21 protein-coding genes and 2 pseudogenes are annotated in these 19,352 nt (G+C 52.2%); 17 read left to right on the forward strand and 6 right to left on the reverse strand.

Annotated features, from left to right (window positions below; all coding sequences use genetic code 11):
- Positions 1-10: 10 nt before the first annotated feature.
- The 10 genes and pseudogenes from C7B16_RS10760 (at position 11) to C7B16_RS25620 (ending at position 7,034) form a co-directional block, all read left to right on the forward strand.
- Entirely contained in the window at positions 11-1,432 is a 1,422-nt protein-coding gene (locus C7B16_RS10760) for a DNA circularization N-terminal domain-containing protein (RefSeq protein WP_107179686.1), read from the forward strand.
- Positions 1,429-2,517: a phage baseplate assembly protein gene (locus C7B16_RS10765; RefSeq protein ID WP_107179687.1), complete on the forward strand. Its 1,089-nt coding sequence runs from the start codon at positions 1,429-1,431 to the stop codon at positions 2,515-2,517. The genes C7B16_RS10760 and C7B16_RS10765 overlap by 4 nt, the downstream gene beginning before the upstream one ends.
- A complete protein-coding gene (locus C7B16_RS10770; protein WP_107179688.1) occupies positions 2,514-3,095 on the forward strand; it encodes a phage baseplate assembly protein V in 582 nt (193 codons plus the stop codon). Before C7B16_RS10765 ends, C7B16_RS10770 begins: the two co-directional genes overlap by 4 nt.
- A gap of 1 nt (position 3,096) precedes the next feature.
- Complete coding sequence (locus C7B16_RS10775) at positions 3,097-3,591, forward strand: phage GP46 family protein (RefSeq protein WP_181244193.1); 495 nt, start codon at positions 3,097-3,099, stop codon at positions 3,589-3,591.
- Positions 3,534-4,673 (forward strand): baseplate J/gp47 family protein, encoded by a 1,140-nt coding sequence (locus C7B16_RS10780; RefSeq protein ID WP_107179689.1) that lies wholly within the window; start codon positions 3,534-3,536, stop codon positions 4,671-4,673. The genes C7B16_RS10775 and C7B16_RS10780 overlap by 58 nt, the downstream gene beginning before the upstream one ends.
- Positions 4,674-4,683: 10 nt before the next feature.
- A complete protein-coding gene (locus tag C7B16_RS10785; protein WP_107179690.1) occupies positions 4,684-5,265 on the forward strand; it encodes a putative phage tail protein in 582 nt (193 codons plus the stop codon).
- Positions 5,256-5,486 (forward strand): hypothetical protein, encoded by a 231-nt coding sequence (locus C7B16_RS10790; RefSeq protein WP_107179691.1) that lies wholly within the window; start codon positions 5,256-5,258, stop codon positions 5,484-5,486. The genes C7B16_RS10785 and C7B16_RS10790 overlap by 10 nt, the downstream gene beginning before the upstream one ends.
- Positions 5,470-6,114 (forward strand): phage tail protein, encoded by a 645-nt coding sequence (locus C7B16_RS25300; RefSeq protein ID WP_258182543.1) that lies wholly within the window; start codon positions 5,470-5,472, stop codon positions 6,112-6,114. The genes C7B16_RS10790 and C7B16_RS25300 overlap by 17 nt, the downstream gene beginning before the upstream one ends.
- 29 nt (positions 6,115-6,143) lie before the next feature.
- The gene (locus tag C7B16_RS10800; RefSeq protein WP_107179692.1) at positions 6,144-6,842 is read left to right on the forward strand and encodes a DUF4376 domain-containing protein; all 699 of its coding nucleotides are present in this window, start codon (positions 6,144-6,146) and stop codon (positions 6,840-6,842) included.
- Between the two features lie 93 nt (positions 6,843-6,935).
- Positions 6,936-7,034 (forward strand): annotated as a pseudogene (locus C7B16_RS25620) (capsid protein).
- A 162-nt stretch (positions 7,035-7,196) separates the two neighbouring features.
- Here C7B16_RS25620 and C7B16_RS25305 read toward each other — a convergent pair.
- Together C7B16_RS25305 and C7B16_RS10810 are read right to left on the reverse strand one after the other, a co-directional pair.
- A pseudogene (locus C7B16_RS25305) lies at positions 7,197-7,292 on the reverse strand (hypothetical protein); the annotation flags it as partial.
- On the reverse strand, positions 7,289-7,855 hold the full coding sequence (locus C7B16_RS10810; protein WP_000891641.1) for a hydrolase: 567 nt from the start codon (positions 7,853-7,855) through the stop codon (positions 7,289-7,291). The gene C7B16_RS10810 and the pseudogene C7B16_RS25305, both read right to left, overlap by 4 nt.
- Positions 7,856-8,165: 310 nt before the next feature.
- Here C7B16_RS10810 and aspS point away from each other — a divergent pair, with 310 nt between their 5' ends.
- The 4 genes from aspS (at position 8,166) to ruvC (ending at position 11,912) form a co-directional block, all read left to right on the forward strand.
- Positions 8,166-9,938, forward strand: coding sequence for an aspartate--tRNA ligase (gene aspS / locus C7B16_RS10820; protein WP_107179693.1), 1,773 nt, complete (start codon positions 8,166-8,168; stop codon positions 9,936-9,938).
- A gap of 117 nt (positions 9,939-10,055) precedes the next feature.
- Complete coding sequence (gene nudB, locus C7B16_RS10825) at positions 10,056-10,508, forward strand: dihydroneopterin triphosphate diphosphatase (RefSeq protein WP_010375688.1); 453 nt, start codon at positions 10,056-10,058, stop codon at positions 10,506-10,508.
- A 107-nt stretch (positions 10,509-10,615) separates the two neighbouring features.
- Positions 10,616-11,356 carry a YebC/PmpR family DNA-binding transcriptional regulator gene (locus C7B16_RS10830; protein WP_000907234.1) on the forward strand — a complete coding sequence of 247 codons (741 nt, stop codon included), beginning with the start codon at positions 10,616-10,618 and terminating at the stop codon, positions 11,354-11,356.
- Positions 11,357-11,390: 34 nt separating this feature from the next.
- On the forward strand, positions 11,391-11,912 hold the full coding sequence (gene ruvC, locus C7B16_RS10835; RefSeq protein WP_001516546.1) for a crossover junction endodeoxyribonuclease RuvC: 522 nt from the start codon (positions 11,391-11,393) through the stop codon (positions 11,910-11,912).
- A 1-nt stretch (position 11,913) separates the two neighbouring features.
- On the opposite strand, the gene C7B16_RS10840 is transcribed toward ruvC, so the two are convergent.
- Positions 11,914-12,516 carry a YebB family permuted papain-like enzyme gene (locus C7B16_RS10840; protein WP_001024955.1) on the reverse strand — a complete coding sequence of 201 codons (603 nt, stop codon included), beginning with the start codon at positions 12,514-12,516 and terminating at the stop codon, positions 11,914-11,916.
- Between the two features lie 275 nt (positions 12,517-12,791).
- Here C7B16_RS10840 and ruvA point away from each other — a divergent pair, with 275 nt between their 5' ends.
- Together ruvA and ruvB are read left to right on the forward strand one after the other, a co-directional pair.
- The gene (gene ruvA, locus C7B16_RS10850; protein ID WP_000580346.1) at positions 12,792-13,403 is read left to right on the forward strand and encodes a Holliday junction branch migration protein RuvA; all 612 of its coding nucleotides are present in this window, start codon (positions 12,792-12,794) and stop codon (positions 13,401-13,403) included.
- Positions 13,404-13,411: 8 nt separating this feature from the next.
- Positions 13,412-14,422: a Holliday junction branch migration DNA helicase RuvB gene (ruvB, locus tag C7B16_RS10855; RefSeq protein ID WP_000568526.1), complete on the forward strand. Its 1,011-nt coding sequence runs from the start codon at positions 13,412-13,414 to the stop codon at positions 14,420-14,422.
- Between the two features lie 87 nt (positions 14,423-14,509).
- Here ruvB and dsbB read toward each other — a convergent pair whose 3' ends face one another.
- Positions 14,510-15,040 carry a disulfide bond formation protein DsbB gene (gene dsbB, locus C7B16_RS10860; protein WP_000943467.1) on the reverse strand — a complete coding sequence of 177 codons (531 nt, stop codon included), beginning with the start codon at positions 15,038-15,040 and terminating at the stop codon, positions 14,510-14,512.
- 145 nt (positions 15,041-15,185) lie between these two features.
- Entirely contained in the window at positions 15,186-16,727 is a 1,542-nt protein-coding gene (gene nhaB, locus C7B16_RS10865; RefSeq protein ID WP_001516544.1) for a Na(+)/H(+) antiporter NhaB, read from the reverse strand.
- 221 nt (positions 16,728-16,948) lie between these two features.
- Here nhaB and fadR point away from each other — a divergent pair, with 221 nt between their 5' ends.
- Positions 16,949-17,668: a fatty acid metabolism transcriptional regulator FadR gene (fadR, locus tag C7B16_RS10870; protein ID WP_001516543.1), complete on the forward strand. Its 720-nt coding sequence runs from the start codon at positions 16,949-16,951 to the stop codon at positions 17,666-17,668.
- Between the two features lie 143 nt (positions 17,669-17,811).
- Here the strand turns inward: fadR and C7B16_RS10875 are convergent, their stop codons facing one another.
- On the reverse strand, positions 17,812-19,344 hold the full coding sequence (locus tag C7B16_RS10875) for a SpoVR family protein (protein WP_000190867.1): 1,533 nt from the start codon (positions 19,342-19,344) through the stop codon (positions 17,812-17,814).
- Between the last annotated feature and the right edge of the window lie 8 nt (positions 19,345-19,352).

The raw sequence follows: 19,352 nt of genomic DNA on the forward strand, positions 1-19,352 counted from the left end.
GGAGGTTGATTTGGGCATTATCACGAATGCTGTTGCGTCAGCCCTGGGGCTTTCATCCTCTGCGGGTTGGGCGTGGCGGGATCATATCCGCCAGGCATCGTTCAGGGGGGGGCCGTTTGCCGTTGTCAGCGCGGACGGCATGTTTGGCAGACGCGTGGCCATCCATGAATATCCGTTCCGGGACTCGGTGTGGATTGAGGATCTGGGGCGCAGTGCCCGTCGGTTTACCGTCCGGGGATTCCTGATTCAGGACTGTCTGGTGTATTCCGCCGGAGATGTGTTCGCGCAGCGCGATGCCCTTATTGCTGCCTGTGAGACCGGAGAGAGCGGACTGCTGGTACACCCGACGCTGGGTGAACTGACGGTTTATGTCCCGGATGGTGGTTTGTGTATTGAAGAGGGTGTGGAGTCTGAGCGGGTTTTTGCGTTCAGTCTGGCCTTTGTTGAGTCAGGGGAGAAGGTTTTTTCGGTTGTGTCCGGCACAACCTCTTCATCATCAGAAACTTGGTTTAAGACGATGACCACCATGGCTTCCGTTACGCTGGCCACCATCACCGGGGAAATGAACGGTGTCACCGGTGCCATCAGGGAAATAAAAAGTACCGTGAGCGCCTGGCAGACGATACTGGCTTCTGCCGGGACGTCGGTAACCGGTATGGTCGGGACGGTTTCTTCCCTGTTTTCACCGTCGTCGTACAGCCGGTTCTGCACGGGAAATTCTTCTGATTACGCCACGGGCAGTACCTCTTCCACGGCATCTGCGCTCAGAACCTGGCTTTCCACTACAGAAGCTGACGATGATGAGGTGATGTCCGTCATCCGTGCGTGCTCTGTGTCTGAGCAGGCGAAGATTGATGCGGCGGTGAGCGCACTGGACGATATTGCCACGGCTGACGATATGGTGGCGCGCATAAAGGAAGTGATCACCCTCATAGCCTGTTCCCTGGGCAGTGCAGAGGAAAAAATACGCCTGCTGGAAGAGACTGCCGTTGCCCGGAATGGTTCTGACGGGGACGGAAACACATCAGACGTGCTTTCATCGGCCACGCAGGCGTATATCTGCGGGATGGCTGTCGGTGCCATGCTCTGGTGCCTGATGCAGTACACCCCCCGGGGATTGCAGGAGGCTGACCGGATGATGGGGAAAGCCAGGACGATAACCGGGGATGTGCTGCTTCTGCTGGCTGATATGGGGGATGACGACGGGTATGCGGCACTGAATGCACAGTACACACAGTTCGTTCAGCACTGGCAGTCGCAGTACCTTTCTCCGTCGTTCTGGATGACGGTAAAAACGCGTATGCCACAACCGTCCCTGTCACTGGCGAACCGTCTGTATCAGGACGCAGCGCGGGCGGATGAGCTGGTGAAGGTGGCTTCTCCGACCCATCCTGCCTTCATGCCCGTAAGTTTTAAAGCGAGGAACACATGACGACTGAACCTGATAACACGCTGAAACTGAAGGTGAATGGCGTGACGTTATCCGGCTGGCAGAATGTGCGGGTCACCCGCGGGACAGAGCGTATGCCGTCGGATTTTGATTTGCTGCTTACGGACTGGTATCCACAGGAGGGGCAGCAACTGGCTCCGCCGGGAAGCAGCTGTACCATTTCCATTGGTGACGATCTGGTTATCACGGGGTATGTCGATGCGTGGCATAACACGCTTTCCCCCCGGACGCATGAGATCAGGGTGACCGGACGGGGAATGTGTCAGGATCTGGTTGACTGCTCCGCCTGGTGGGAAAACAACATGATTAAGCGGGGTGATGCACTGACCATCATCAGAAAGCTGGCGTCGGTGTATGGTATCACTGTGACGACGAATGTGACGGATTTCACCACGGTACCGGATTTTGTCATCAACTGGGGCGAGTCTCCGCAGCAAATCATAGACCGTATCTGCCGGTATGAGGGGCTGCTCTATTACGATCTTCCCGACGGGAGTCTGTTTCTGACGCGTGTTGGTACAGCGTCAGCCGCAAGCGGTGTTGAAGAGGGGGGCAACCTTCAGAAAGCGGGTTACACCCTTTCAATGAATGAGCGTTTTTCTGAATACATCGGGTTATCGGTGTCGGTGAACACGATCAGCGAACTGTCACCGTCCTCCGGATATGACACGGTAATGCTGGCCACTGCCGGTGATCCGGAGGCTGCCTCCATGCGTACCCGGAAACACATCACGATAGTGGAAAGCGCACTGATGGCAAATGGCTGTGCACAGCAGGCGGTGAACTGGGAGATGAACCGGCGCTACGGCCGAAGCATGGCGGTGAATGTGACGGTGGACAACTGGCGGGACAGTGCCGGGGCGCTCTGGCAGCCCAATACGTTTGTCCCGGTGAATATTCCGTCACTGGGGGCGGATAACCTGAACTGGATCCTCTCAGAGGTGACGTTCAGCCGGAATGATGATACCGGAACAACGGCAGATCTTGTTCTCATGCCCCCGGAGGCGTTCAGTGTGCAGCCATACCGTTTTTATTCCGGCGTGGCCGGACAGGATGTCCTGCAATGATCAGCAGCAGAGAACTTTTTTACCGGGTGATATCACTCTTCAGTACCGGCCGGGTGACAGCGGGTGATGACAGCGGCGTGGTTCAGACCGTGCAGGTACAGAGTCCGCACGAAATTCGCAGTGACACCCCGGTACTGCAGCAGTTTGGTTTTTCATCGTCACTTCCGGTGGGAACGGATGTGGTTGTGCTCAGCCAGGGCGGAAACCGCAGCAGTGCGGTGGTGGTGGCCTCCGGTCATCAGTCTTACCGCATTAACGGGCTGAGCAGCGGGGAGGTGATGGTGTACAACCAGTGGGGGCAGTTCGTCCGCCTGACCGAAAAGGGCATTGTGGTGGAAGCAAAAGGGCAGCCGGTAACGGTGAACAGCGCCACGACACTGGAGGTGACGGCAACGGACAGTGTGATGCTGAAGACCCCGCACCTGAAGGTGTCCGGTGATATTACGGATAACTGCGAAAGCAACAGCACCACCCTGAAGGCACTGCGGGATGCGTACAATACGCACACCCATCCGGTCAGCGGGGTGAAAACGGGTGACAGCAGTGTGACGAGTCAGATAACAACACGAACGGTATGACATGAGCGATATCACGCTTTTTTACGATGAAGAGATGCTCCGGTGTGACTGGATGACCGGAACCGGCGATCTGGTGTGTGGCGATGATTTGCAGACGGCGATGTTCATCAGTCTGTTATCGGACAGGCTGGCTGATGATTCTGATGATACGGACGGCAGTGACCGGCGCGGATGGTGGGGGGATCTGGATCAGGATTACCGTGTTGGTTCCCGTCTGTGGCTGCTGCGTCGTCAGAAACTGACCACACAGGTGGCTCTGAAAGCAGAGGATTATGCCCGTGAGGCGTTGCAGTGGATGGTGGACGACGGCGTTGTCTCATCCCTGACGGCGGAAGCCATGATTGTGTATCCGGACAGGCTGAAACTGACAATATCGTATTCCCTGCCGTTCAGAGGTGACGGGATCCAGGTCGTTTTATCAGTTGTGGGAGGTATGAGATGCCTTTTGAAAGACCCGGACTGTCTGAGCTGCGGGAGAAAAGCCGGTCAGATGTGAAAGACAGCCTGGAAGAGACGGGGGCACTGTTGCGTTTTGCCTCCCTGAGGATCCTGGCCGATGTCACTGCCGGAATGACGCATCTGCATTACGGCTATCTGGACTGGATAGCGCTTCAGTGCACACCGTCCACGGCAACGGATGAATACCTTGAAGCCTGGGGCACTCTGAAAGGTGTGACCCGGCGTACGGCGGTTGCGGCGACATGCGGTTGTGTGAGTTTTTCGGGGACGTCAGGCAGTATCATCCGTGCCGGGGCAGTACTTAACAGGGCTGACGGCTATCAGTATACCCTGGATTCGGATGTGACTCTTGACGGCACAGGGGCGGGGACAGGCAGCGTGACGGCGGTGCTGCCGGATCCTGTTGATGATGATACCGGTGGGGGGGAAAACGGGAATGCTGATGCAGGCACGACACTGACACCGGATACAAGCTGGGCGGGGATCAGCAGTGTTGTCACTATGACGGAAGACGCCACAGGTGGTACTGATGCTGAAGATGAGGATGATTACCGCCAGAGGGTGCTGTATGCGTACCGGAATCTGCCTCAGGGAGGATCTGCTGCAGACTATGTTCAGTGGGCGCTGGAAGTTCCGGGTGTGAAGATGGCATGGTGCGTTAACCGTGTTCTCGGTCCCGGAACGGTCGGTGTATTCATTCTGGCCGACGAAGAGGATGCGGACGTTGTCGGGGATGACGGTGTTGCTTCCGGCGAGGACTGGACATTCCGGAAAGCCACGGGACTCAAACTGACCGTGGCGGATTATATCCGTGAGCGGCAGCCGGTCACTGCGGTGGTGTATGTCATGTCTCCGGTGGAGAAAAGTATTGATATGGAATTGCGGGGGGTGAGTGGAGTCACGGATGCGATGAAGGCACAGATCACGTCTGCCATCGACAGCGTACTGGAAAATGTGAATGCGCTTAATGGTGATGGTGTGGTGAATGTGTCTGATCTGTATTACGCCATTGCGGACATCAAAGGTACAGAAGGGTTCATCCTTGCCATTCCGGATGAGAATATCACTCTGTCACAGGGGGAGATCCCCGTAAGGGGAACGGTGACATGGAGTTCATGAGGAGAGGAGGATGAGTCGTTACTCGCTGAGTGATTATACGCAGGCGCTGATGAATCTGCTGCCACGGGGCATAGTCTGGAACAGGCAACCGGACAGCGTGCAGTACCGGGCGCTCAGGGGGCTTGCCGGGTCATACCAGCGGAGTGATGCCGATGCATGTGCGCTGATAGCCGGCGCATTTCCGGCGGATGTGGAGCAGGCGAGGAAATTCATTCTGGCCAAACTGTTATCCACGGGTGGTCAGAGCAGGGAGTATTTCACGGCGCTGGGCGCGACGATGGGTTTTGTGGTCAGCATCCTGGAATATCGCGTGCCGTTGAGTGGTTTTTCCTCTTGTGGTGCATCCCTGAATACACGCAATAACAGTTTTGTATGGATGGTGGAGGTACAACCGCCGGGTGATGAGGTGACGACCAGCACGGCGTATCTTGAGTGTCTGTTCCGGCGATATGCCCCGGCACACACGCTGGTGATGTTTGAGTATCTGTCTGCGTACGCCGTAACGCTGTCCGTTCTGCCGGGAATGGAGGCAAACAGTGTGTCGGGTTATCTGACGGGAGACAAAGGGGGGGTGTCTCCGGCGTGGCGGTGACGGTTACCCTGAAAGCTATGAACGGACAGCATGATGTACGGCAGGCAGTGACGGACAGCAACGGTTTTTATATTGCAGTGAGTGACGGGGATATTTTCAGGGGATATCACAGCGTGTATGCGGATGCGGTAGTGGATATGCCGGATGATGTTACCGTGTCGGTACGCAGTGAACTGATGTTGTTGAATTGTACGGAGAAGAAAGATGAGGAAAATCAGTAATATCACATCATATGTGGATGAAAACGATGAGTTCACTGATGGTGACATCGCCGCAGGCGTGAAGCCAACGCCGTTGCTGGCATTGTGGTTTAACGTTATTCAGCGTGAACTGGTTAAGGTGGTGGAAAGTGCGGGACTGACGCTGGATCCGACCGATGACACACAGTTGTGGCAGGCGCTGTCAGAATATTTTGCCTCTTCGACGGACATGAAAACAGCTATTGGCGCTCTGGGGACAATGGCTTCCCAGAACAGTGATGCGGTGAATGTTACGAGAGGGAAAATAGAGGGCGCGGAGCTTATTGGTGATTTACAGGGAAACGCAGCCACGGCCACGAGGCTACAGACCGCCCACACCATTAATGGCGTGACTTTCGACGGTACTTCGGACATCACGATCTCATCGGGCATGTCCCAGTCCACTGCTGACACCCGGTATGTGCAGAATGTGAGGCTGGGTTCAGAAACGTCAGTATTAATGCCGTACGCGGGGAAAGTCAGTATAACCGGGCAGGTAATATCGGCGTTATCCATAGCGGGCGAAGTGGATAACAGTGCAGATTATGCCTATTTTCGTCCGGTACAGATAAACATAAATGGCACCTGGGCTACGGTTTCTCAATTGTAGTCACGGGTTCCGTGATGAGAATTAACGCTATGAATAACTTTAACAATTTCACGCTTTATACGCCGGGTAGTGATATCAGCTCAGAGCTGACCGGTGCGGGAGCGCTTTTTCTGCGGGACGAAGACGGACAGGACTGGTACGAATGTCAGAAACTGTTTGCAGAAGATACGTATAAAATCGCTTATGACAGCGACAATATTGTCCGCAGCATCACGACCGATGTTTCCACCCTGTTTCCGCTGAATCTGAGCGTTGCGGAAACTGAAACGCTGCCGGAGGGTTGCGATATTTCCGGACGCTGGAAATATGACAACGGTGAGGTGGTGGATACCCTGACGGTGGAGGAAGCAGCCATCAGGAAAACCGCAGAAATCAACGGCTGGCGTAATATGCAGGAGCAGGGAAACGTGATATTTGAGGCAGAGGGCTACCGGTGGGATGCCAGCCTCGCATCACAGACGCGAATAGAACCCGTCATGACGATGGTGACGTCGGGGACACTGCCGGAGGGATTTTTCTGGACGGATGCGGATAACGAAGATATCCCGGCGACATCTGAGTTGCTGACGGCGATTTATGAAGGGATGCAGCAGGCACTGGTTGCACAGGGATTTAAAATTCATGAACGTCAACGCCAGATGAAACAGGAGGTGTCGGAACTGACGACGGTGGCAGAGATAGAGGCGTACGAGGTCGGATGGGGAGAGGACATAACGACAGAGGAATGACAGCCGCGAGAATGCGGTTTTTTTGTGCCTGAAAAACAACCCCCGTCCTTCATGGTGTGGAGGATGACAAAATAATAAAGAGAACCGCAGTACATCGTATGCAAGAACGTACTGCGGCTGGCTGGATAACTTTCGATAGTGCGAGTATTGAATGATTTCCAGCCATTATTGGTCTTACGCGCAAATTCATGAACAAACTACTTGTCTATCGCGGGGCATCTATGGGGCATGTATGGGACATTTTTTATCGACGAATTTCGTCGAAGTTCGTCGACATTGTAAACGAATCATCTATCCAACCCTTGAAAAACGGCGCTCCTGGACGATCTTCGTCGATTTTTAAAAATGTTGCGTCACGCAGTTAAAATGGCGGGCGTACTCTTCCAGGCTGGAGATCCCCAACCGCACCCATTTTGGATGCGACCATTGCGGCAGACCGATATAAATCATAACGCGTTGAGGATCTCTTCCACGCGACGCACACGAGCAATGCGCGGGTAGATATGGTTGATGCTGTTGTTGTGCTGTTCGGTACTGGCGGCGCTACAGGCGTCTTCAGCGATCACCAGATTAAACCCTAACTCCCACGCGTTACGGGCGGTGGACTCAACACCGATATTGGTTGAAATCCCACACAAGACAATGGTGTCAATGCCACGACGGCGTAATTGCAACTCCAGATCCGTACCGTAAAACGCACCCCATTGACGTTTAATGATTTCAATATCGCTGTCAGTTGCACCTAACGCCGCAGGATGCCGCCACCAGTTCTCCGGCAACGTTTTGGCAGGCGAAGGCGCATCAACCGGCTGTTTCAATGCTTCGGCATAATCGGCAGACCAGCCGACGCGCACCAGAAATACGGACTGTCCGTTTGCGCGAAATTTCGCCGCCAGTTTTCCGGCGCGATTAACAACATCCTCGGCAGTATGTGGGCCACCGGCAAAAGGCAAGATGCCTTCCTGTAAATCAATCACCACCAGCGCAGTGGTTTTAGCATTAAGCTCAAGCATGATCTCTCCTGATAAAACAAAATCGTACCTCTCACCTTAATGCGATTAGCCGATGGCAGGATGACAAATTTTGTTAATTTTTATGTGTTCAGGCAACACCTTTATAGCAAACAAGGGTAGAGTCTGATTCCAGGCCTGATATAAAGTGGTAACGAGTCGTTCCAGAGCGGGCCAGACTCTTACGGTGCGGCAGAATTTCCAGTATAATAGCCGCCTTTTTTCATTCAGTTGTGACATACAGCTAACGCTGCGACTTAGGTCACCTGCGCAGCAGGGGACATCCGCCGGCAGCTAAGTTAAGGGATATCTCATGCGTACAGAATATTGTGGACAGCTCCGTTTGTCCCACGTGGGGCAGCAGGTGACTCTGTGTGGTTGGGTCAACCGTCGTCGTGATCTTGGTAGCCTGATCTTCATCGATATGCGCGACCGCGAAGGTATCGTGCAGGTATTTTTCGATCCGGATCGTGCGGACGCGTTAAAGCTGGCCTCCGAACTGCGTAATGAGTTCTGCATTCAGGTAACGGGCACCGTGCGTGCGCGTGACGAAAAAAATATCAACCGCGATATGGCGACCGGCGAAATCGAAGTGCTGGCGTCTTCGCTGACCATCATCAACCGCGCAGACGTTCTGCCGCTTGACTCTAACCACGTCAACACCGAAGAAGCGCGTCTGAAATACCGCTACCTCGACCTGCGTCGTCCGGAAATGGCTCAACGCCTGAAAACGCGCGCTAAAATTACTAGCCTGGTGCGCCGTTTTATGGATGACCACGGCTTCCTCGACATCGAAACTCCGATGCTGACCAAAGCGACGCCGGAAGGCGCACGTGACTACCTGGTGCCGTCTCGTGTGCACAAAGGTAAATTCTACGCGTTGCCGCAGTCTCCGCAGTTGTTCAAACAGTTGCTGATGATGTCCGGTTTCGACCGCTACTATCAGATCGTTAAGTGTTTCCGTGACGAAGACCTGCGTGCTGATCGTCAGCCTGAATTTACCCAGATCGATGTGGAAACTTCGTTCATGACCGCGCCGCAAGTGCGTGAAGTCATGGAAGCCCTGGTGCGTCATCTGTGGCTGGAAGTGAAGGGCGTAGATCTGGGCGATTTCCCGGTAATGACCTTTGCGGAAGCTGAACGCCGTTATGGTTCTGATAAACCGGATCTGCGTAACCCGATGGAACTGGCCGACGTTGCCGACCTGCTGAAATCCGTTGAGTTTGCGGTATTCGCGGGGCCAGCGAACGATCCGAAAGGTCGTGTTGCTGCTCTGCGAGTTCCGGGCGGGGCATCGCTGACCCGTAAGCAGATCGACGAATACGGTAACTTCGTCAAAATCTACGGCGCGAAAGGTCTGGCTTACATCAAAGTCAACGAACGCGCGAAAGGTCTGGAAGGTATCAACAGCCCGGTAGCGAAATTCCTCAACGCTGAAATCATCGAAGCCATCCTGGAGCGTACCGCCGCACAAGATGGCGATATGATTTTCTTCGGTGCCGACAACAAGAAAATTGTTGCCGACGCGATGGGCGCACTGCGTCTGAAAGTCGGTAAAGATCTCGGCCTGACCGACGAAAGCAAATGGGCACCGCTGTGGGTTATCGACTTCCCGATGTTTGAAGACGATGGCGAAGGCGGCCTGACGGCAATGCACCATCCGTTCACCTCACCGAAAGACATGACTGCCGCCGAGCTGAAAGCGGCACCGGAAAATGCGGTGGCGAACGCTTACGATATGGTCATCAATGGTTACGAAGTGGGCGGTGGCTCTGTGCGTATCCATAATGGTGATATGCAGCAGACGGTGTTTGGCATTCTGGGTATCACCGAAGAAGAACAGCGCGAGAAATTCGGCTTCCTGCTCGATGCCCTGAAATATGGTACGCCGCCGCACGCAGGTTTGGCATTCGGTCTTGACCGTCTGACCATGCTGCTGACCGGCACCGACAACATCCGTGACGTTATCGCCTTCCCGAAAACAACGGCGGCAGCGTGTCTGATGACTGAAGCCCCGAGCTTTGCTAACCCGACTGCACTGGCTGAGCTGAGCATTCAGGTTGTCAAGAAGGCTGAGAATAACTGATATGAATAAAATACACGAAATCATTTGCGGTGCATCGAGGCGGCAACTGAGTGAACTCCCATGAGCATAGATAACTATGTGAATGGGATGAGCGAAAGCAGCCAACGAAGAGGCAGCGTGAAGGATAAAGTGTATAAGCGTCCCGTTTCGATCTTAGTGGTCATTTACGCACAAGATACGAAACGGGTGCTGATGTTACAGCGGCGTGACGATCCTGACTTCTGGCAGTCGGTAACCGGCAGTGTGGAGGAGGGTGAAACCGCGCCGCAAGCTGCTATGCGCGAAGTAAAGGAAGAGGTCACCATTGATGTTGTTGCTGAACAACTGACCTTAATTGACTGTCAGCGCACGGTAGAGTTTGAAATTTTTTCACATTTGCGTCATCGCTATGCGCCGGGCGTGACGCGTAATACGGAATCATGGTTCTGTCTTGCGCTACCACACGAGCGCCAGATTGTTTTTACTGAACATCTGGCATACCAATGGCTTGATGCGCCCGCTGCGGCGGCGCTTACTAAGTCGTGGAGCAACCGACAGGCGATTGAACAATTTGTAATTAACTTAGCCTGAGAAGGCGTATACACAAAATCCTTCGAGCTGTATCAAGGTGGTAAACGAGAGCCGCTAACGCAGGCAGCCTGAAGGATCAAGTGTATAGTTATTTTGGAGATATTTTTATGGCAGGTCATAGTAAATGGGCCAACACCAGACATCGTAAAGCTGCGCAGGATGCTAAGCGCGGTAAAATCTTCACTAAAATCATTCGTGAGCTGGTGACCGCAGCTAAACTGGGTGGTGGCGATCCGGATGCTAACCCGCGTCTGCGTGCTGCCATTGATAAAGCACTGTCTAACAACATGACCCGTGACACCCTGAACCGCGCAATTGCACGTGGTGTGGGCGGTGATGATGATGCGAACATGGAAACCATCATCTACGAAGGTTACGGTCCTGGCGGCACTGCAATCATGATTGAATGTCTCTCTGACAACCGCAACCGTACCGTTGCTGAAGTGCGTCACGCATTCAGCAAATGTGGTGGCAACCTCGGTACTGACGGTTCCGTGGCTTATCTGTTCAGCAAAAAAGGTGTGATCTCCTTCGAGAAAGGTGACGAAGACACCATTATGGAAGCGGCGCTGGAAGCAGGTGCTGAAGACGTTGTGACCTATGATGACGGCGCGATTGACGTTTACACCGCATGGGAAGAGATGGGTAAAGTACGCGACGCTCTGGAAGCGGCAGGTCTGAAAGCAGATAGCGCGGAAGTATCTATGATCCCGTCAACCAAAGCTGATATGGATGCAGAAACCGCACCGAAACTGATGCGTCTGATCGATATGCTGGAAGACTGCGACGACGTGCAGGAAGTTTACCATAACGGTGAGATCTCTGATGAGGTTGCAGCGACCCTCTGATGAGGCCGGCTAAACAACAAAACGGAGACGCGTGATGGCGATTATTCTCGGCATTGACCCGGGTTCACGCGTTACCGGTTACGGCGTTATCCGCCAGGTGGGCAGACAACTGTCCTACCTGGGTAGCGGATGCATACGCACCAAAGTGGATGATTTACCGTCTCGTCTGAAGCTCATTTATGCAGGCGTGACGGAAATCATCACCCAGTTCCAGCCAGATTATTTCGCAATCGAACAAGTCTTTATGGCGAAGAACGCCGATTCTGCCCTGAAACTGGGGCAGGCGCGTGGTGTGGCGATTGTGGCAGCGGTGAATCAGGAATTGCCGGTATTTGAGTATGCCGCTCGCCAGGTAAAGCAAACCGTGGTGGGTATTGGCAGTGCCGAGAAAAGCCAGGTGCAGCATATGGTTCGCACCTTGCTGAAACTTCCCGCTAACCCGCAGGCAGACGCCGCTGATGCGCTGGCAATTGCCATCACCCACTGCCATATCAGTCAGAATGCGATGCAGATGAGCGAATCGCGGCTGAATCTGGCTCGCGGGCGACTGCGTTAAATTATACTGCCTCGGTCAGTTCAGGCTGAGGCGTATCTACTCCTTCGGCATGAATCAACACCAGACCCGGATGATGCCACAAACTCGCTGGCGTTACGGTTTTTCGCGCCCACGGAATTGAGCCTAAAAACCAGAATTTCCAGAAAGTAAGTTTTGCATGTGGATTGCTGTGTAATAACTCTTCAAAAGTTTCTATCTCGCCTACCGGAATACATAATGCTTCTTTATAAATATCAAAGACAAACTTTGAGCAGAACTGGCGAGATGACTCATATTTAAACCCGGTGTGATAGAGCTTGCGCAGTCGAGAGGGAACCTGTTCTATCAGCCTTTGTTTTTGCTGTTCTGTCAGCCCTGCACCTAATCGCTTTACGGCATAGCGTTGGTGAGAAGAACGTTTAATAAAATGGGACAGTGTGGTGATGGTGGAGAGGGGAACACGGCTTTCTGCGACCAGAAAATCATCGCCGTCATGACCGATAATGATCCCGACGTGATTACTCCAGCAATTCGATGCGGCAGAAATTTGGCCGAATAATGCGGCACCTATACATGTAAATACAATATCACCAGTTTCATATTCAGCAGGATAATTAATATTCACTTTATCATTCCATTGAAATAAATTTGAATATGTTTAATAACATAAAATCTTTTTTATCGCAGGTATAGTCAAGTTTATTTTTTTTGGGGGTCTTTTACCTGAATATTTAATATATAAAATATTTGCTTTCAATATGACCTGGAGAATGAATTATGCAGTGACAATTCTCCGTTCATCGAGACGCCTCGCAATTTTTCTGCATCCTTCGCTGGATATCTATCCAGCATTTTTTTATCATACAGCATTATCTTTGATTCATTACGCAGGAGCGTCATGTGATAGGCAGGCTGAGAGGCATCATTCTGGAAAAACAACCCCCGCTGGTGTTACTTGAAGTGGGCGGCGTAGGCTATGAAGTGCATATGCCGATGACCTGTTTTTATGAACTCCCTGAAGCGGGCCAGGAAACGATAGTCTTCACCCACTTTGTAGTACGTGAAGACGCGCAGTTACTGTACGGTTTTAACAATAAGCAAGAACGCACGCTGTTTAAAGAACTGATTAAAACCAACGGTGTGGGGCCGAAACTGGCACTGGCGATCCTCTCTGGTATGTCAGCGCAGCAGTTTGTTAATGCCGTTGAGCGAGAGGATCCTGCAGCACTGGTGAAATTACCTGGCATAGGTAAAAAAACTGCCGAACGGCTGATTGTTGAAATGAAAGATCGCTTTAAAGGCCTGCACGGCGATCTGTTTACACCGGCTGCCGATCTGGTGTTGACCTCACCGGCAAGCCCGGCAACCGACGATGCCGAGCAGGAAGCGGTTGCTGCGCTGGTGGCGCTGGGCTATAAACCACAAGAAGCCAGCCGCATGGTGAGCAAAATCGCTCGTCCTGATGCCAGCAGTGAAACATTAATTCGCGAAGCCCTGCGCGCCGCGTTATGAGGTAAAGGATGATTGAAGCAGACCGTCTGATTTCTGCCGGTACGACCTTGCCGGAAGATGTGGTAGATCGCGCTATTCGCCCCAAATTACTGGAAGAGTATGTTGGTCAGCCGCAGGTCCGTTCGCAGATGGAGATTTTCATCAAAGCAGCGAAACTGCGCGGCGATGCCCTCGATCATCTATTGATTTTTGGTCCTCCTGGCCTGGGAAAAACCACGTTAGCCAACATCGTTGCCAATGAAATGGGCGTCAATTTACGCACAACGTCTGGTCCGGTACTGGAAAAGGCGGGTGACCTGGCGGCAATGCTGACCAACCTTGAACCGCACGATGTGCTGTTTATTGATGAGATCCATCGTCTCTCGCCAGTCGTGGAAGAGGTGCTGTATCCGGCGATGGAAGATTACCAGTTGGATATTATGATTGGTGAAGGCCCGGCAGCGCGTTCGATAAAAATCGATCTACCACCGTTCACCCTGATTGGCGCGACCACGCGTGCTGGCTCATTGACATCGCCATTGCGTGACCGTTTCGGTATAGTGCAGCGCCTGGAGTTTTACCAGGTGCCTGATCTGCAATATATCGTCAGTCGTAGCGCACGGTTTATGGGGCTTGAGATGAGTGACGATGGCGCACTGGAAGTCGCTCGCCGGGCGCGAGGTACGCCACGTATCGCTAATCGTTTGCTGCGTCGTGTGCGTGATTTTGCCGAAGTGAAGCATGATGGCACAATCTCGGCAGATATCGCCGCCCAGGCGCTGGATATGCTTAATGTCGATGCAGAAGGTTTCGATTATATGGATCGCAAGTTATTGCTGGCGGTAATCGATAAATTCTTCGGTGGTCCGGTTGGCCTGGATAACCTGGCTGCAGCCATTGGCGAAGAGCGTGAAACCATTGAGGATGTGCTGGAACCTTATTTGATTCAGCAAGGCTTTTTGCAGCGTACACCGCGCGGGCGTATGGCGACAGTGCGGGCGTGGAACCACTTCGGGATTACACCGCCAGAAATGCCGTAGAGCGGATAAAGCGTTAACGTCGCATCTGGCATTGAATTATTGACAGGATGAATCGAGACAGGCGCTCCCGCAGGAGCGCCTGATTGATTAGCGACCAAACAGGTCACGTTTTTTCGCTTTAAATGGCTGGGAAATCACCACCAGCACTGCGACAATCAGGTAAGCAACAAAAATACCGAGCAACCACTGCGGCATATCCAGACCTAAAAACTCCCACTGACGCTCAGCGCAATCACCAGAGGCGACAAACACTTGTGGCACCCATTTATCCAGCGGCAGCCAGTCCGGGAAGCGAACCATGAAATCACAGGTCATAAACGGCGAAGGATAGAGCTGGAGCATGGTGTGTTCGTAAGTTAACTGCACACCACGAAACGCGCTATACAACCAGATAATCATCGCCACATAACGCAGCGGCGTTTTCGGGGCGATAGCGCCAATCAACGCGGCACCCAGAACACCGAATAACGCGCAGCGTTCATAAATACAGAGCACGCAAGGTTTCAATAACATCACATGCTGGAACCACAGCGCCGTCAGTTCCAGTGCCAGAGCGGTAAGCGCCATTAACAACCAAGCACCCCGCCCCTGTGAACATTGGTTCAAAAATCGCAACATAATAATTTCCCTGCAATATGCATCGAATGCGCAGTTTAAACCAATTCATTCGTTGCGCCACCAGGAGGGAGTAAAAATAGGATGTAATTGAACAATTATCGGGCGGAAAGGCAAACCGGGCATGAATATGCCCGGTAAGTTGTTATCAAAGCGTTGCTATCCACCCCATTTGCATAAACCATTCAGTTACAGGGGCAAGAGTAAACTCTACGCAGAGTAGCCCGACGAGGGTCAGTACGAGGGTGTAGGGCAGAGCCATCCATACCATGCGGCCATAAGAAAGACGTATCAATGGCGCGAGAGCGGAGGTTAACAGGAACAAGAACGCAGCTTGTCCGTTCGGCGTGGCGACGGATGGCAGGTTGGTCCCGGTGTTAATGGCGACGGCCAGCAGTTCATATTGCTTCATACTGATAGCGCCGCTCTCCATTGCTGCTTTGGCTTCGTTGATATAAATCGTTCCCACAAAGACGTTATCCGAAATGGAAGACAGCAAACCGTTGAAGATATAGAACAGCGATAGCTGGGCGTGTTCTGATGCCTGCAATACAAACTGGATAATTGGGGAGAACAGTTGTTGGTCGATAATCACCGCAACTACCGAGAAAAAGACCGTCAACAGTGCAGTGAATGGCAGAGATTCGGTGAAGGCTTTGCCGATAGCATGTTCATCAGTGACACCGGTCAGTGATGTAGTCAGAATAATGACAGACAAACCAATCAGGCCGACTTCCGCCAGATGCAACGCCAGCGCGGTGACCAACCAGACGCCGATAATCGCCTGGACAATCAGGCGAATTTTATCCTGACGTGTACGCTGGTTACGGCTTTGATCGTCAAACTGCTGCAGCACTTCGCGGACTTTCTCCGGCAGCGTTTCACCGTAGCCAAACCAACGCATTTTCTCCACTAACAGGCAGGTTAACAAACCACAAATCAGAACCGGGACGGTTACCGGTGACATGCGCAGGAAGAAATCGCCAAAATGCCAGCCAGCAGCTTTCGCAATAATCAGGTTTTGCGGTTCACCGACCATGGTCATCACACCGCCTAATGCAGTACCGACACCCGCGTGCATCATCAGGCTACGCAGAAAACCACGGAACTGCTCCAGCACCACCTTGTAATGCTTGTCGATATGGCTGTCGTCTTGCAGATCGGTATCTTCGGCACGGGAAGAAGCCACTCGGTGATAAATACCATAAAAACCCACCGCAACGCTGATCACCACGGCCACTACGGTTAAGGCATCCAGGAACGCGGAGAGAAACGCAGCCGCCACACAAAAAGAGAGCGATAACAGCATTTTGGAGCGAATGCTTAACAGCAAGCGGGTAAAGATGAACAGCAATAGCTGTTTCATAAAATAGATACCCGCCACCATAAACATCAGTAGCAGCAAGACTTCAAGATTCGCCGCCACCTCTTCACGGACGTGCTCCGCGCTGGTCATGCCTATGAATACCGCTTCGATAGCCAACAGGCCGCCAGGCAGTAGCGGATAGCATTTGAGCGCCATCGCCAGGGTGAAAATAAATTCCGCTACCAACAGCCAGCCAGCAACAAAAGGGCTGATGAGGAAAATTAACGGGTTAACAATTAAGAAAATAATGAGGGCAAGTTTGTACCAGTCAGGTGACTGGCCCAAAAAATTGCGCCATAACGCGCGGCCCCAGGAGATCTCCATGATGGTTTCCCTTACCTTACAAATAATAAATGATGTTTTTATGTTAGAACGCAAAGCTTAACGGCCAGGCAGGAGTGAGGCAAGTCTTGATAGTCAAGCGGAAAGAGATGCGGAAAATGAAGCCCTGATCCCTTTTTTCTTCTTTTTGTCTGCTATCAGCGTAGTTAGCCCTCTGGTATGATGAGTCCAACTTTGTTTTGCTGTGTTATGGAAATCTCACTATGGTCATTAAGGCGCAAAGCCCGGCAGGTTTCGCGGAAGAGTACATTATTGAAAGTATCTGGAATAACCGCTTCCCACCCGGGACTATTTTGCCCGCAGAACGTGAACTTTCAGAATTAATTGGCGTAACGCGTACGACGTTACGTGAAGTGTTGCAGCGACTGGCACGAGATGGCTGGTTGACTATTCAACATGGCAAGCCAACGAAGGTGAATAATTTCTGGGAAACCTCCGGTTTAAATATCCTTGAAACACTGGCGCGACTCGACCACGAAAGTGTGCCGCAACTTATTGATAATTTGCTGTCAGTGCGTACCAATATTTCAACTATTTTTATTCGCACCGCGTTTCGTCAGCACCCTGATAAAGCGCAGGAAGTGCTGGCAACCGCCAATGAAGTGGCCGATCACGCCGATGCTTTTGCTGATCTGGATTACAACATTTTCCGCGGTCTGGCGTTTGCCTCTGGCAACCCGATTTACGGCCTGATCATTAACGGGATGAAAGGGTTGTACACGCGCATTGGTCGTCACTATTTTGCTAATCCGGAAGCGCGCAGTCTGGCGCTGGGTTTCTACCACAAGCTGTCGGCATTGTGCAGTGAAGGCGCGCACGATCAGGTTTACGAAACGGTGCGTCGCTATGGGCATGAGAGTGGCGAGATTTGGCACCGGATGCAGAAGAACTTGCCAGGTGATTTAGCCATTCAGGGGCGATAATCCATCCAGACTGATGACAAACGCGTAATTGCCTGATGCGCTATGCTTATCAGGCTTACGTTGTTCTTGCAATATATTGAATTTTCGATACTTTGTACGCCACATCAGGCAAAAATGAGTCCTCCTCAAATGAGGAGGACTTTTTACAGATTTCCCATTCTTGGCGGGCAACGTTCCAGCAACTCGACGCTGCCATCTTCGTTTTGCTGCTCCAGCGTCACATCAAATCCCCACAAACGATGCACATGTTTCAGCACCTCTTTACGTCCCCGATCCAGCGGAGCGCGGTTATGCGGAATGTAGCGTAGAATCAGCGAACGGTCGCCGCGCAAATCCACGTTCCAGATCTGAATATTCGGCTCCAGATTGCTTAAGTTATATTGCGACGATAATCGGTTACGGATCTCCCGATAACCTTCCTCATTATGAATGGCAGAAATTTCCAGATAATTATGCCGATCATCATCCAGCACGGTGAAGAAGCGGAAATCACGCATTACCTTCGGTGACAGGAATTGACTGATAAAGCTCTCATCTTTGAAATCACGCATCGCGAAATGCAGCGTTTCCAGCCAGTCAGAACCGGCGATATCCGGGAACCAGTATTTGTCTTCTTCCGTTGGTGACTGACAAATCCGCTTAATATCCTGGAACATGGCGAATCCGAGAGCATACGGATTAATGCCGCTGTACCACGGGCTGTTATACGGTGGCTGGAAGACCACATTGGTGTGACTATGCAAGAACTCCAGCATAAAGCGTTCGGTCACTTTCCCTTCATCGTACAGATGGTTAAGGATGGTGTAGTGCCAGAAGGTGGCCCAGCCTTCGTTCATCACCTGAGTCTGTTTTTGCGGATAAAAATACTGGCTCACCTTACGCACAATGCGCAGGATTTCACGCTGCCATGATTCCAGCAGTGGGGCATTTTTCTCCATAAAATAGAGCAGGTTTTCTTGTGGTTCGGAAGGATAGCGGCGCGCTTCGGCAACGGTTTTCTCTTCTTCGCGTTTCGGCAGGGTACGCCAGAGCATATTGACCTGACTTTGCAGATACTCTTCGCGGCTTTTCTGCCGGGCTTTCTCCTCTTGCAGCGAGATTTTTTGCGGGCGTTTGTAACGATCCACTCCGTAGTTCATCAGCGCATGGCACGAGTCCAGCAGCTTTTCTACCTCATCAACGCCATAACGTTCTTCGCACTCGGTAATGTATTTGCGGGCGAAAATCAGGTAATCGACAATCGAACTGGCATCGGTCCAGCTACGGAATAAATAATTGTTTTTGAAGAAAGAGTTATGGCCGTAACAGGCATGCGCCATCACCAGCGCCTGCATGGTAATGGTGTTCTCTTCCATCAGGTAAGCGATACACGGGTTAGAGTTTATGACAATTTCATAGGCCAGCCCTTGTTGGCCATGCTTATACAGGCGCTCAGTTTCGATAAACTTCTTACCAAATGACCAGTGCGGATAGTTAATCGGCATACCGACGCTGGAGTAGGCATCCATCATCTGTTCTGAGGTGATCACTTCAATCTGGTGCGGGTAGGTATCCAGCCGATAGAGTTTCGCCACCCGGTCTATCTCTGCCAGATAAATATCCAGCAGCTCGAACGTCCAGTCGGGTCCATCGCTCAAACGTGTGGTGTCCTTATTCATAGAATCGATCGTCGCCATACGCGCAC

Origin of the sequence: Escherichia sp. 20412-1 (assembly GCF_003027595.1) — a bacterium.
GTDB classification, from domain to species: domain Bacteria; phylum Pseudomonadota; class Gammaproteobacteria; order Enterobacterales; family Enterobacteriaceae; genus Escherichia; species Escherichia marmotae.